This is a genomic window from Thermoanaerobacterium sp. PSU-2, assembly GCF_002102475.1.
GTDB lineage: Bacteria > Bacillota > Thermoanaerobacteria > Thermoanaerobacterales > Thermoanaerobacteraceae > Thermoanaerobacterium.
This window is the reverse complement of record NZ_MSQD01000010.1, coordinates 101,067-114,327: the sequence shown is the minus strand read 5'-3', so window position 1 is coordinate 114,327 and position 13,261 is coordinate 101,067. Positions and strand designations below refer to the sequence as shown.

At 38.8% G+C, this 13,261-nt stretch carries 14 protein-coding genes; all 14 read left to right on the top strand.

Annotated elements, in window-relative coordinates:
• The coding region (locus BVF91_RS09255; protein ID WP_143588996.1) for an FAD-dependent oxidoreductase at nucleotides 1-857 on the top strand (857 nt) is incomplete at its 5' end.
• Between the two features lie 207 nt (nucleotides 858-1,064).
• Nucleotides 1,065-2,495, top strand: coding sequence for an N-acetylmuramoyl-L-alanine amidase (locus tag BVF91_RS09250; protein WP_085113121.1), 1,431 nt, complete (start codon nucleotides 1,065-1,067; stop codon nucleotides 2,493-2,495).
• A 187-nt stretch (nucleotides 2,496-2,682) separates the two neighbouring features.
• A complete protein-coding gene (locus tag BVF91_RS09245) occupies nucleotides 2,683-3,036 on the top strand; it encodes a response regulator (protein ID WP_085113120.1) in 354 nt (117 codons plus the stop codon).
• A gap of 73 nt (nucleotides 3,037-3,109) precedes the next feature.
• Complete coding sequence (locus BVF91_RS09240; RefSeq protein ID WP_045413153.1) at nucleotides 3,110-3,961, top strand: class II fructose-1,6-bisphosphate aldolase; 852 nt, start codon at nucleotides 3,110-3,112, stop codon at nucleotides 3,959-3,961.
• Nucleotides 3,962-4,027: 66 nt separating this feature from the next.
• A complete protein-coding gene (gene fsa / locus BVF91_RS09235; protein WP_085113119.1) occupies nucleotides 4,028-4,675 on the top strand; it encodes a fructose-6-phosphate aldolase in 648 nt (215 codons plus the stop codon).
• A gap of 350 nt (nucleotides 4,676-5,025) precedes the next feature.
• The gene (gene rho, locus BVF91_RS09230) at nucleotides 5,026-6,864 is read left to right on the top strand and encodes a transcription termination factor Rho (RefSeq protein ID WP_085113118.1); all 1,839 of its coding nucleotides are present in this window, start codon (nucleotides 5,026-5,028) and stop codon (nucleotides 6,862-6,864) included.
• Between the two features lie 63 nt (nucleotides 6,865-6,927).
• The gene (rpmE, locus tag BVF91_RS09225) at nucleotides 6,928-7,137 is read left to right on the top strand and encodes a 50S ribosomal protein L31 (RefSeq protein WP_045413159.1); all 210 of its coding nucleotides are present in this window, start codon (nucleotides 6,928-6,930) and stop codon (nucleotides 7,135-7,137) included.
• A gap of 87 nt (nucleotides 7,138-7,224) precedes the next feature.
• On the top strand, nucleotides 7,225-7,806 hold the full coding sequence (locus BVF91_RS09220; protein ID WP_085113117.1) for a thymidine kinase: 582 nt from the start codon (nucleotides 7,225-7,227) through the stop codon (nucleotides 7,804-7,806).
• Between the two features lie 24 nt (nucleotides 7,807-7,830).
• Entirely contained in the window at nucleotides 7,831-8,760 is a 930-nt protein-coding gene (locus BVF91_RS09215; RefSeq protein ID WP_085113116.1) for a DUF1385 domain-containing protein, read from the top strand.
• Nucleotides 8,747-9,586, top strand: a complete 840-nt coding sequence (gene prmC, locus BVF91_RS09210; protein ID WP_085113115.1) for a peptide chain release factor N(5)-glutamine methyltransferase — start codon at nucleotides 8,747-8,749, stop codon at nucleotides 9,584-9,586. Before BVF91_RS09215 ends, prmC begins: the two co-directional genes overlap by 14 nt.
• Before the next feature lie 51 nt (nucleotides 9,587-9,637).
• Complete coding sequence (gene prfA, locus BVF91_RS09205) at nucleotides 9,638-10,699, top strand: peptide chain release factor 1 (RefSeq protein WP_085113114.1); 1,062 nt, start codon at nucleotides 9,638-9,640, stop codon at nucleotides 10,697-10,699.
• Between the two features lie 309 nt (nucleotides 10,700-11,008).
• Nucleotides 11,009-11,728, top strand: coding sequence for a ZIP family metal transporter (locus BVF91_RS09200; protein ID WP_085113113.1), 720 nt, complete (start codon nucleotides 11,009-11,011; stop codon nucleotides 11,726-11,728).
• A 23-nt stretch (nucleotides 11,729-11,751) separates the two neighbouring features.
• The gene (locus BVF91_RS09195; protein WP_085113112.1) at nucleotides 11,752-12,801 is read left to right on the top strand and encodes an L-threonylcarbamoyladenylate synthase; all 1,050 of its coding nucleotides are present in this window, start codon (nucleotides 11,752-11,754) and stop codon (nucleotides 12,799-12,801) included.
• Between the two features lie 17 nt (nucleotides 12,802-12,818).
• The gene (locus BVF91_RS09190) at nucleotides 12,819-13,259 is read left to right on the top strand and encodes a low molecular weight protein arginine phosphatase (protein WP_045413168.1); all 441 of its coding nucleotides are present in this window, start codon (nucleotides 12,819-12,821) and stop codon (nucleotides 13,257-13,259) included.
• Nucleotides 13,260-13,261 lie beyond the last annotated feature (2 nt).

The window sequence follows — 13,261 nt, the reverse complement described above, 5'->3', positions numbered from 1 at the left end:
AGACGAGGCACATAAAAGGATACTACACACTTGACATAAACGATGTTGTATTCAATAGGGACTTTTACGACAGGATAGCCATAGGCTCATATCCAGTAGACATACAAGCCACATCACCAGAAGACACAGGGTATGTGTACGGGAAGCCTGTAGAGTATGCAGTGCCATTTAGGTGCATAGTGCCAGAAAAGGTAGACAACCTCTTAGTAGTAGGGCGGTCAGCATCCTACAGCCACTTAGCAGCAGGGTCTGCCAGAACGATACCAATAGGGATGGCAGAAGGAGATGCAGCAGGCGTAGCGTCAGCGTACTCCATAGCCAAAGACAAATCATTTGAAGCCATCGCAAAGAATGAAGAAGATATAAAGAACATACAGTCCATATTAGTAAGCCAAGGAGCGTACCTTAAACCGTTTAAAGTAGAAGAAGCTGTAGAGAAAAGTTGGGCCTTTGACGGGCTAAAATTTGCCCTTCATTGGGGGCTTATAGTACCTGGCTACACAAATGATTTTAAGCTTAATGAAAGCATAAAAAGCATATCATTTTACTATATGACGTACAAAATGATAGAAAGGTCTATCCCCAGTAAGCAACAGCTATTAAGCGAAGATAGTCAGTATTTGCAAAAATACATTGTAGACAAGCCTCTTACGAAAGAAGAAGCTGCGGATATACTATTGACGTATGCTGGATACAGAAATGAGGCTAATGGCAATAGTGGAGATCTTTTTAAATTGGCTTATGAGAAAGGGCTTGTATCTAAAGAAGCGTATATGGACGTTTTGAAAACTGGATATGTTAAATGGCAGGATGCCTATGACATGACACTGACATTGTATAATTATATTAATAGATAAGCTATAAAAAATACCTGGAGACAGGTATTTTTTTGTAATACGGTGGCGAAAAAAGTCTATTAATGGAATATTGAAAATCAAGAAGTGCTGGTTATCCATAATAAGTTAATAAATTGTAATGTGTCTGTAACTTATCTGTAATAAAAATAGGCTATCATGTAAATATGTTTATAAATAATAGAATTTTTGTCGAAAGGGGGTAGAGAATTGAGAAAAGCCATCGGGATTCTATCCATTTTGCTTTTTATTTTGGTACTTCACGCTACTTCGTACGCATTAAACGGAAATATCGTTGTAGACGGCAAAGTTGTAAATTACAACGTGCCTGACGTCAGCATAACTGTAGATGGAAATCCATTTAATACAGGCAGCAATCCGCCTCTTATATTGGACGGGAACACCATAGTGCCATTAAGGTCGATTGCACAAGGATTAGGTGCCAGTGTAAACTGGGATGGGACAACTCAGACGATAACTATAGTAAAGGGAAAAGTCTTTAAATTTTTCATAGGCAAAAATTACGCCACTGTCGACGGAAGCCAAGTACAACTTCCAGCGCCTGCAAGACTTATAAATTACAATACATCGTATGTTCCTATGAGATTTTTGTTTGAAAGTTTAGGATATGATGTGAAATGGATAGGCGATAAGTATTTAATACAGGTTACATCAAAAACACCGGATCCACAAACATCAAACAATGTAAATATCACAAGCTTTAGCTCAACTTATGCAAATGGCGTTTACACAGTGACTTTGAAGGCGGATGGCCCATTGGTGTACCAAAAAGGGATTCTGACTGACAGCTCTGGCGTAAGAGTGTACTTCGACTTTGACAATGCTATAAATGCAGTTACTAATAAGCAGATCTCTATAAATCAAGGTGGACTTAACATGGCTTATATTGGACAGAACCAACTTCAGCCTCCCATAACAAGGTTTGTTGTAAGTATGTCTTCAAGCCTTCCATATACGATAACACAGTCACAAGACAAAAAGGAATTCGACATTTCATTTAATATTGGCAGTCCCAGCCAGACTTCCAATAACGGTCCATTAATATACATAGATCCAGGACATGGAGGCTCTGACCCAGGGGCAATAGGAGTTGGCGGCATACATGAAGCAGATATAGCATTGGCAATCGGGCTTAAGCTAAAGACACTACTTGACAACGGTGGATTTCGCACAATGATGTCTCGCACCACAGATACGTATGTAGGACTTTATGATAGACCTGATCAGGCAAATAGTGCAGGTGCAGATGCGTTTGTAAGCATTCACTGCGATGCTTTTGATTCACCATCTGCAAATGGGACGACAGTTCTTTACTATCCAAATGGATACAATGGCGACACGAGGGATGACAAGACGTTTGCGCAAATAATACACGACAACTTAATGCAGGAAATAAATACGACGGATAGAGGTTTATCAGAGAGGCCTAATTTGGTGGTATTAAACCAGACTAAGATGGTTGCTGTCTTAGTGGAGACGGGATTCGTTACGAGCCCTACGGATGCTCAACTTCTAACAGATGACAATTTCCAGTGGAAAGTAGCACAAGGCATATACAATGGCATAGTACAGTATTTCAACGAATTAAAGAGTGGCACTATCAAATCTACTATTTCATAATATATAAGAACCATCGTTAAAAAGGGCGGAAAAACATCCGCTCTTTTTTTAAAAATTTTTTTTTAGATTAAAGGAATATTAAAATTTTTGTAGAATATATATATTTGTGTGTGCGTTGGTAGAAAAACGTTTGAATTTGTTGAAAAATTAATTTATGAGTAAGTAAGCAGTAGGGAGGTTCTTGTAGTTGGGGAGGATTTTGATTGTCGATGATAACAAAGGTGTCTGTTCTCTCTTAAAAGAGCTTTTTACGATGGAGGGACACCTTGCAAAAACATGCAGTGAAATTGAAAGAGTCCACGAAAAATTGGAGAATTTTAAGCCTGACGTTAGCATTTTCGATATACATATTGGGAAGTGTGACGTTTTAGAGTTTACAAAAAGTTTAAAAATGCGACACCCAGACATGGAAATCATTTTCATGTCTGCTGATGATCCCGATGAATGTTTTAAAGGGGAGAGGTTTATAAAAAAGCCTTTCGACATTTTCAAAGTCAAGGAATACGTAAATAAAATTTTGCTGGAAAGAGTAGCAGTGTAAAGGTACCGCATAGGTACCTTTTTTCTTGATTTATATACGTTAATTGGTTAAAATATAGTAAGGAGGTGTTATGATGTTAGTAACAGGTATAGAATTATTAAAAAAGGCCAATGAAGAAGGCTATGCAGTAGGTGCTTTTAATACGAGTAATCTTGAGATAACACAAGCCATTGTTGAGGCTGCAGAAGAAATGAGATCTCCTGCCATAATTCAGGTTAGTGAAGGCGGTTTAAAATATGCTGGCATAGAGACAATTTCTGCAATCGTAAGGACATTGGCAACTAAAGCATCAGTTCCCATCGCATTACACTTAGATCACGGTACAGATTTCAACAATGTCATGAAATGTCTTAGAAATGGTTGGACTTCCGTAATGATGGACGCATCAAAGTTACCTCTCGAGAAAAACATTGAAGTGACGAAAAACGTTGTAACTATTGCACACGGCATGGGTGTATCTGTAGAAGCAGAGATAGGCAAAATCGGCGGTACAGAAGACAATGTAACTGTTGATGAAAGGGAAGCATCTATGACAGATCCTGATGAAGCTTACAAGTTTGCAAAAGAGACAGGTGTTGACTACTTGGCAATATCCATCGGTACTGCACACGGTCCATACAAAGGTGAACCTAAACTTGACTTTGACAGGCTTGTAAAGATTAAAGAGATGCTTAAGATGCCTATAGTTCTCCATGGTGCATCAGGAGTTCCAGAAGCTGATATAAGGAAGGCAGTAAGCTTAGGTGTAAATAAGATAAATATCGACACAGACATAAGACAAGCTTTTGCTGCAAGGCTTAGAGAGCTATTGAAAAACGATGAAGAAGTGTACGATCCAAGGAAGATTTTAGGTCCATGCAAAGAAGCTATGAAAGAAGTAATAAAAAACAAGATGAGGATGTTTGGCTCAGAAGGAAGAGCTTGAGTTTTAGATTCATAAGGGACGGTTTCCGCCCCTATGGGATAAATTTGTTTTAAAGGAGTGTGCAATATGAAGTTTTTTATTGATACTGCCAATGCCGATGAGATAAGGGAAGCAAATGAGCTTGGCGTAATATGCGGTGTTACCACAAATCCTTCTCTTATAGCTAAAGAAGGCAGAGACTTCATAGAGGTAGTAAAAGAGATAACCACAATTGTAGACGGTCCTATCAGCGCAGAAGTCGTTTCAGAAGATCACGACGGCATGGTGAAAGAAGCATTAGAGCTGGCTAAGATTCACAAAAATATCGTCATAAAGATACCTATGACGGCCGAGGGTCTAAAGGCAGTCAAAATACTCACCGAAAAAGGCATAAAGACCAATGTCACACTGGTTTTTTCAGCGACACAAGCACTTCTTGCAGCAAGAGCAGGTGCTACATACGTAAGTCCTTTCGTAGGCAGACTTGACGATATTTCCACAGATGGATTGCAGTTGGTGTCTGACATCGTCCAGATATTTGACATATACGGAATTGAAACAGAAGTTATAGCGGCAAGCATAAGACATCCAATGCACGTATTGGAAGCGGCTAAAGTAGGAGCACATATAGCTACAGTGCCGTATAAAGTGATCATGCAGATGATAAAACATCCATTGACGGATATAGGCATTGAAAGATTCTTAAAAGATTGGGAGACAGTTCCTAAGAAATGATTTTAAGTCAGGGGATATTTCCTCTGACTTTTTAATTATTATTTTAAGAAAAAATTGCATAAGCTGAATATTTTTATAAAATGTGTCGATAATATTAACAGGATGTTAAAAAATTATTAAAATTATGCTTTGTTACTTGACTTTTTTAAAAGGTATAATAAAATATAAATAGTGTATAACGTTTGAGGGCTCAAGAATACATCATTGCCTATTTGTAAATAATATTATAACCGTGTATTCTAAGACCAGTCTAAAACAATTCTTTTTTATTAAAAATATTATTTAAAAATTTTTTAATAAAATCCCATTTTACAATTTAAATAATTATTTTGTTCAGGAGGTGCCTTTTTTTGGATTTTAATGATTTAGAAGGGAAATCCCTTGCAGAACTTAGGGATATAGCCAAAAGATATGGCGTAAAAAGCATTACGAAGTACAGGAAGCAACAGTTAAAAGAGCTTATCGTAGAGAAGTCAAAGCAGATTAAGCTTGAAGAAAAGACAGATGAAGAAGCAAAAAATGATGTAGAGAATTTGTCTTTAGAAGAAAATCTTGATGAGAAAGCAAGATTAGAAGGACAAGAAGATGAAAAGGATTCTGAAAATGAAAAAGAAGAAAAATCATCTGATACTGAAAAAGTCATAGAAACTGCATCAGAAGTCAATGATGTAAAATCAGAAGAAGCTGGTAAAGATGAAGAGAAAAAGACCATAGGGAAGATAAGCATACCGGTGGAGGAGCTTGAAAAATCAGATGCAGATTATGAAGAGCTTAGAAGAAAGCTTAGGATGCGCCTAAGAAGCAAAGAAAATATCACAGAAAATGTGGAGGAAGCCAAAAAGGATATAGATGAGGCAATAAAGGTTAAGCATGAAGACGAAGCATACGAAGATGAAGAAAATGTCAAGGAAGATGTATCTTTAGATACAGAAAACGAGAAAATTGAAGAAAAAGAAGATGAAAAAGAGAAGGAAAAAGAGCCAAGAAAAAATAACAGCATATTTATAAAAGAAGGGCTTCCACTGATAAGCGATGTATCTGAACCATTGAAAGAGCTTATAGAGACGCAGGGTGATGTGGTTGCAGAAGGCGTCCTTGACATAATGCCTGATGGATATGGATTTTTAAGGGTTGAAAATTTTATACAAGGCAATAAAGATATTTATATATCACAATCGCAGATTAGAAGGTTTGGGCTTAAAGTTGGCGATAAGGTAAAAGGAATTACAAGGATTCCGAGGGAAGGAGAAAAATATTCCGCAATTCTTTATGTGGAGTCTATAAATGGCGAAAGTCCGGATCTTGCCAAGAAGAGAATTCCATTCGATGAGCTTACACCTATTTTTCCAGATGAAAAACTGAGGCTTGAAACGATTCCAACAGAGCTTGCTATGAGGCTTGTGGACATAATAGCTCCTATTGGAAAAGGCCAAAGAGGAATGATCGTGGCTCCGCCGAAAGCTGGCAAGACTACTCTTTTAAAGAAGATAGCCAATAGCATTTCCATAAATCATCCTGAAGTTCACCTTATTGTGCTTCTCATCGATGAAAGACCTGAAGAAGTCACAGACATGAAAAGGTCTATAAAAGGCGAAGTTGTCTATTCCACTTTTGATGAACTTCCAGAGCATCACACAAAAGTGGCAGAGATGGTATTGGAATATGCGAAAAGACTGGTAGAATATGGCAAGGATGTTGTAATTCTCATGGACAGCATAACAAGGCTTGCAAGGGCATACAATCTTGTGACGCCGCCATCTGGCAGGACTCTATCTGGTGGTCTTGATCCGTCAGCACTTCACCCACCTAAGAGATTTTTTGGTGCCGCCAGAAATATTGAGGAGGGTGGAAGTTTGACAATCTTAGCTACAGCTTTAATCGAGACGGGAAGCCGCATGGATGATGTCATATTTGAGGAGTTTAAGGGAACAGGCAACATGGAGCTTCACCTTGACAGAAAACTGCAAGAAAGGCGTATATTCCCTGCAATTGATATATACAAATCAGGCACAAGGAAAGAAGAATTACTGCTTTCACAAAAAGAGCTGGAAGCAATGTGGATGATAAGAAAGGCCATGAGCAGCATTGCGCCTAATGAAGTCACTGAGGTGTTGATAGATAGGCTTATGAGGACAAGGACTAATGCAGAGTTTATAGAGGCCATAAGATCCCAACTTTATAAATCTTGATATTATATATTATGTGTGATATAATCATTTAAGTGTAATTTCGGTTTGAAAGAGGTGAAGGCGATGAAAGAAGGAATACATCCAACTTATTATCACGATGCAGTTGTAAGGTGTGCATGTGGAAATACATTTGTGACAGGCTCTACAAAGAAAGAACTTAGAGTTGAAATATGCTCAAAGTGCCATCCACTTTTTACTGGTCAGCAGAAGTTGATTGATACAGGTGGAAGGGTAGAAAGGTTTAAGAAAAAATACAATCTGGATGCAAAATAATGAAGTGGTTAGAGTTGTTGCTCTAACCTTTTATTGTATAAAATGCATTTTTTGTTGTTTTAAACTATTTGTCTTAAGAGGTGGATTATGATGTACGGGCCTAAAGACCACGGGTACATAGAAGTTGTAACTGGTCCTATGTTTAGCGGTAAAAGTGAGGAGCTTATAAGAAGAATAAAGAGAGCCAAGATTGCCAAGCAGAAAGTTCAAGTCTTTAAACCAGCTATAGATGACAGGTATTCCATAGACAAAGTCGTATCTCATAACGGTGATAACATGCACGCCATTGCCATAGTAAAGGCATCTGATATATTGAAATACGCCGAAGAAGATACGGATGTATTTGCTATAGATGAAGTTCAGTTTTTTGATTCTGAAATAGTGGACATCGTAAAAGAGATTGCCGATAGTGGGAAAAGGGTCATATGTGCAGGGCTTGACATGGACTTTAGAGGCGAGCCATTTGGTCCAACTCCGGAATTGATGGCCATAGCTGAATTTGTCGACAAGCTTACTGCTATATGCATGAAATGCGGCAATCCTGCCACTCGCACACAAAGGCTTATAAATGGCAAGCCTGCCAATTACGACGATCCTATTATAATGGTTGGTGCAAAGGAGTCTTATGAAGCAAGGTGCAGAAAGTGCCACGAAGTCCCGCGGGCTTAAGCGGATTTTTAAGGAGGTGCAGCAATGAAGAAGACGGATATCGGCGGACAAGCGGTAATAGAAGGCGTAATGATGAGAGGACACAACAGCATAGCTACCGCTGTAAGGTGTGGAAATGATATTGTTGTAAAAAAGGATATGGTAAAGCCTTTGACAAGAAGGTATAAGATATTATCATTGCCATTTATAAGAGGGACTGTTGCACTTATAGATTCTTTGATAATTGGAATCAGGACATTAAGCTATTCTGCTGAGTTGGTAGAAGGTGAAAGCCAAGAGGAAGAACCTTCTAAATTTGAACTATTTTTGAAGAAGGTCTTTGGAGACAAACTGGATGATGCCATAATGTATCTTTCGGTGGCTTTGTCGTTGGCTATATCTATAATCGTATTTTTCATAGGGCCAACTTATGTGGCAGGCTTTTTAAAGTGGTACACCGAAAATACGTTTCTCATAAATCTTTTTGAAGGTGTACTTAGGGTTGCAATATTTATCGCTTATCTTGCTCTCATATCGCGGATGGAAGACATAAAAAGAGTTTTTGAATACCACGGTGCTGAGCATAAGACGATACATTGCTTCGAACATGAAGAGGAGCTTACCGTTGAAAATGCCAGAAAGTATACGACGCTTCATCCAAGGTGTGGTACAAACTTTTTGTTTATAGTCATGATTGTGTCAATTATCGTATTTTCGTTTTTGAGATGGCCCTCATTATACGTAAGGATAATATCCAGAATACTGCTTTTACCTGTTGTTGCTGGCATATCGTATGAAGTGATAAAGATAGCTGGTCATAGCGATAATAAAGTCATAGCTGCATTGGTGTATCCGGGGCTCATTCTTCAAAAGCTGACGACGAAAGAACCTGATGACAGTCAGTTGGAGGTAGCTATAGCATCTTTAAAAAGTGTCTTAGAAGATGAGGGAGGAAAAGCTTTTGAAGATATTTGATGCTTTAAATTTTGGGACACAGTATCTTAAGAATTATGTATCAGAACCGCGACTTGAAGCGGAAGGGCTTTTATCTTTTGTATTAAGTGCAGAAAGGGAATACATAATTGTAAATAGAAATAAAGAGTTAAGCGAAGATATTTTTGAAAGATACAAAGGTTTGTTGGACTTACGAAAAGAAGGTATGCCTTATCAATATATAGTTGGGAAAAAGCATTTTATGGGACTTATATTTAAAGTAAGTCCTAATGTTTTAATACCGAGAAACGACACAGAGGTATTGGTAGAGGAAGTCTTAAAAAGGCTTCAGAAAGACGATGTGGTATTGGATATAGGCACTGGAAGCGGTGCTATTGCCGTAAGCATAGCGAAATACAAAGATGTGAAAGTATACGCAGTTGATATAAGCGACGATGCTTTGTCTGTTGCGAGAGATAATGCTTGTGAGAACGGCGTTTTAGATAAGATCGTCTTTTTAAAAAGCGATTTATTTTCCTTGGTGCCGAAAGATGTGAAGTTTGATGTAATTGTGTCAAATCCGCCGTATATTAGAAGCGGTGATATGGATAAATTGCAGAAAGAAGTGAAAAAAGAGCCTAAGATAGCTCTCGACGGAGGAGAGGACGGCCTTTTATTTTACAGAAATATAGTCAGAGATTCTAAAGGATATATTAAAAGCAGTGGTATAATAGCATTTGAGGTAGGATACGATGAGGCGCTTGACGTATCACAGATACTTTTAGATGGTGGATATGGCAATATAGAAATCGTAAAAGACCTTCAAGGAATAGACAGGGTAGTTTTAGGAAAATGGCTTGGTTCTTGATACTTTTAAAAATGTTATTTATATGATATAATCAGCTTTTGAGGTGAGATGATGATAGATAAACTTAAGGCAATTGAAGATAGATATGTTGAGCTTAGCCAGAAATTAAGCGATCCTGAAGCCATGAAAGACATGGATGAATGGAAGAAAATGGCGAAAGAGCAGGCTGGATTAGAGGAAATCGTCCAAAAGTATCGGGAGTACAAAAAGGTGAAAGATGACATAGAGTCCACTAAAGAGCTAATCGAGGTGGATGATGAGCTAAAAGACATGGCGGAGGAGGAGCTTAAAAGCCTGGAGGAGAAAGAGGAGAGCCTCCTAAACGAGATAAAACTTTTGCTGCTTCCTAAAGACCCCAACGATGAGAAAGATGTCATAATGGAGATAAGGGCAGGAGCTGGTGGCGAAGAAGCTGCACTTTTTGCCTACGACCTTTTTAGGATGTACACCATGTACGCAGAGAAAAAGCGCTGGAAGTATGAGATAATGAGCTCCAATGCTACGGAGCTTGGAGGATTTAAGGAAGTCATATTCAGCATAGCAGGCAAAGGAGCGTATAGCAGGCTTAAATTTGAAAGCGGCGTTCACAGGGTTCAAAGGATACCTACGACAGAAGCTGGCGGAAGGATACACACATCTACTGCTACGGTTGCGGTATTGCCGGAAGTAGAAGATGTTGACGTCGAGATAAACCCAAATGACATAAAGATAGATGTGTTTAGGTCTGGTGGCCACGGCGGGCAAAGCGTAAACACAACTGACTCGGCTGTAAGGCTTACCCACATACCTACAGGTATAGTCATATCATGTCAAGATGAAAGATCACAGCTTCAAAACAGGGAAAGAGCCATGAAGATACTTAGGGCTAAACTTTATGAGATGGCCAGAGAAGAAAAAGAAAGAGAAATTTCTATGACGAGGAAGCTGCAGGTTGGCACAGGGGACAGAAGCGAAAGAATAAGGACTTATAACTTCCCGCAAGGCAGAGTTACAGATCACAGGATAGGGCTTACGCTTTACAAACTGCAGATGGTTTTAGATGGCGATTTAGACGAGATAATCGATGCCCTTTTGGCAGAAGACCAGGCAGAAAGGCTTGAAAGCATGCAGTGATGCTTAAAAAGCCTTTTCTTTTAGCATTAAATGAATTATCTGAAAGAGATTATTGCTACTTACACAACTTATATATTTTTTTAAATTGTTAAATTTTTTTAACTTGACCCACTATTGATTTCTCATTTATAATAAAGAAAACACTTTAATGATTCACATTATGAAAATATAAATATTGCCCCCCAGCTGTCCTCATTGAGGGCGCTTTTCTACCCGGATGGACCTCCTACCATCCGGGTAGATTTTATTTTGCCACATATCATATTATGCTTTTTTGCAGAATAAATTTTACTTAGATGAGGTGATATTGTGAGCAATTTTCATGTTGTTGTGTTGGGGTTTGTTATAGGCATAATAGGCACTGGCATAGGTGGTGCCATGACGTTTTTTTTGAGGAAACCATCGAAGCGATTTTTAAGCACGATATTAGGTTTTGCAGGCGGCCTCATGCTGTCTGTAGTCACATTTGATTTGCTTCCACACGCCTTTGAGACAGGCGGATTGAATGTGGGCATGTTGGGACTTATAGCAGGCGTCTTAATCGTGGTGTTTTTTGAAGATATACTGCCTGATAAGGAGAAAATAAACAATTATTTAAAAGAGGGAATAATAATGGGATTTGCCATTGCAATACATAATTTTCCTGAAGGACTTGCTGTAGGCTCTGGATTTATGTCATCCAGTAGTTTCGGCTTAAGCATTGCACTCGTCATTGCCCTTCACGACATACCTGAAGGAATAGCAATGGCCACACCGCTATCGATAGGTGGCGTAACGCCATTTAAAAACATGATGTACGCCATACTGGCAGGTATACCTACAGGATTAGGGGCTATTGCTGGCGTCTATATGGGCGAGGTATCCCCTTTTTTCATAGCTTTAAATCTGGGCATTGCTGGCGGTGCCATGCTTTATGTGACTTGCGGAGAGATGATACCGGAATCAAGGGACTTGTACAGGGGAAGGATTTCTGTATTTGGTATGATTGCGGGAATCATTAGTGGTATAATAATTACGAGAGTTTTATGAAATGATTGAAAGGGTTGTGACAAATGACAAAGATAGTTAAGCTTGATAGAGATAATCCGGATATGACTTTAATTGACGAGGCGGCAACTATACTTCTAAATGGAGGACTTGTGGCTTTTCCCACAGAGACGGTTTACGGCATTGGTGCCAATTCACTTAATCCAGATGCGGTTGCGAAGATATTCATAGCCAAAGGTAGACCTCAAGACAATCCCCTTATTTTGCACATAGCAGAGTTTCAAGATCTCTTTAAATACGCTAAAAATGTCCCAAATGATGCGTTAAAGCTGGCGCATCAGTTTTGGCCGGGACCATTGACCATGATATTTGAAAAGTCTGATATAGTTCCGCCTATAAATACAGCCGGAATGAATACTGTAGCCATTAGAATGCCATCTAATAAGATCGCGCATACACTCATAAAAAGAGCTGGGGTGCCTGTGTCTGCTCCAAGCGCCAATCTATCTGGTAAGCCAAGCCCTACAGATGCTTCACACGTGATTAGCGACCTTTATGGCAGAGTAGACATGATAATAGATGGCGGAAGCTGTGATGTAGGGGTGGAGTCTACAGTGGTAGACATGACAGGAGAGATTCCTACCATTTTAAGGCCTGGCGGCATTACGAAAGAGATGATAATGGAAGTAGTCGGCAGTGTAGATGTAGATCCTATAGTATATAAAAAGCCTTCTATGGATGTAAAGCCTAAATCACCAGGAATGAAGTACAAACACTATTCTCCGGATGCAGAAGTTTACATAGTCAAGGGAAATATAGGCGATGTTATAAAAAAAATACAAGAGTTGACAGAATTTCAATTGAATAATGGCAAAAAAGTTGGTATAATGGCAACAGAGCAAACATGCGAAAAATATCGAAACGGGGAAGTTTTAGTAGTAGGAAGTAGGGAAAAGCCTGAAACTATCGCCAAAAATCTTTTTAGATGTCTTAGAGAATTCGACAAAAAAGGCGTTGACGTAGTTTATGCAGAAGGATTTGACTACGATGAAATTGGACTGGCTATTATGAATAGGCTTGAAAAAGCCGCTGGATACAAGGAAATCGATGCGTAAGGAGAAAATGGTATTTTATGAAGGTATTATTCGTTTGCACAGGAAATACATGCAGAAGCAGCATGGCTGAAGGTATATTTAACCATATAGCGAAAGAAAAAGGCATTTCTCATGTGGCGGAATCAGCAGGGACCATGACGTATGACGGATTGCCGGCTACAGATGAGGCTATTAAGGTTTTGAAAGATCAGTACAGCATTGATATATCAAATCACAAATCCAGAAGCATAAAAAAAGAGCACTTGGAAAATGCCGATTTAGTCTTGACTATGACAGCTTCGCAGCGGGAATTCATCTTAAAAAGACATCCTGAATTTGCCGATAAAGTCTTTACGTTAAATGAGTTCGCAGATAAAAGTGGAGATATTGAGGATCCGTTTGGAAGAGGTTTAGATGTATACAAAAAGACTGCAGAAGAAATATATGCATCTATAATGCGTATAATAGAAAAATTGTAGAA

Bases quoted from the DNA above. Each gene is read 5' to 3' on its own strand.
- BVF91_RS09240 (WP_045413153.1), top strand. From the start codon at position 3,110: ATGTTAGTAACAGGTATAGAATTATTAAAAAAGGCCAATGAAGAAGGC.
- fsa (WP_085113119.1), top strand. From the start codon at position 4,028: ATGAAGTTTTTTATTGATACTGCCAATGCCGATGAGATAAGGGAAGCA.
- rpmE (WP_045413159.1), top strand. From the start codon at position 6,928: ATGAAAGAAGGAATACATCCAACTTATTATCACGATGCAGTTGTAAGG.
- BVF91_RS09220 (WP_085113117.1), top strand. From the start codon at position 7,225: ATGATGTACGGGCCTAAAGACCACGGGTACATAGAAGTTGTAACTGGT.
- BVF91_RS09215 (WP_085113116.1), top strand. From the start codon at position 7,831: ATGAAGAAGACGGATATCGGCGGACAAGCGGTAATAGAAGGCGTAATG.
- prfA (WP_085113114.1), top strand. From the start codon at position 9,638: ATGATAGATAAACTTAAGGCAATTGAAGATAGATATGTTGAGCTTAGC.
- BVF91_RS09195 (WP_085113112.1), top strand. From the start codon at position 11,752: ATGACAAAGATAGTTAAGCTTGATAGAGATAATCCGGATATGACTTTA.
- BVF91_RS09190 (WP_045413168.1), top strand. From the start codon at position 12,819: ATGAAGGTATTATTCGTTTGCACAGGAAATACATGCAGAAGCAGCATG.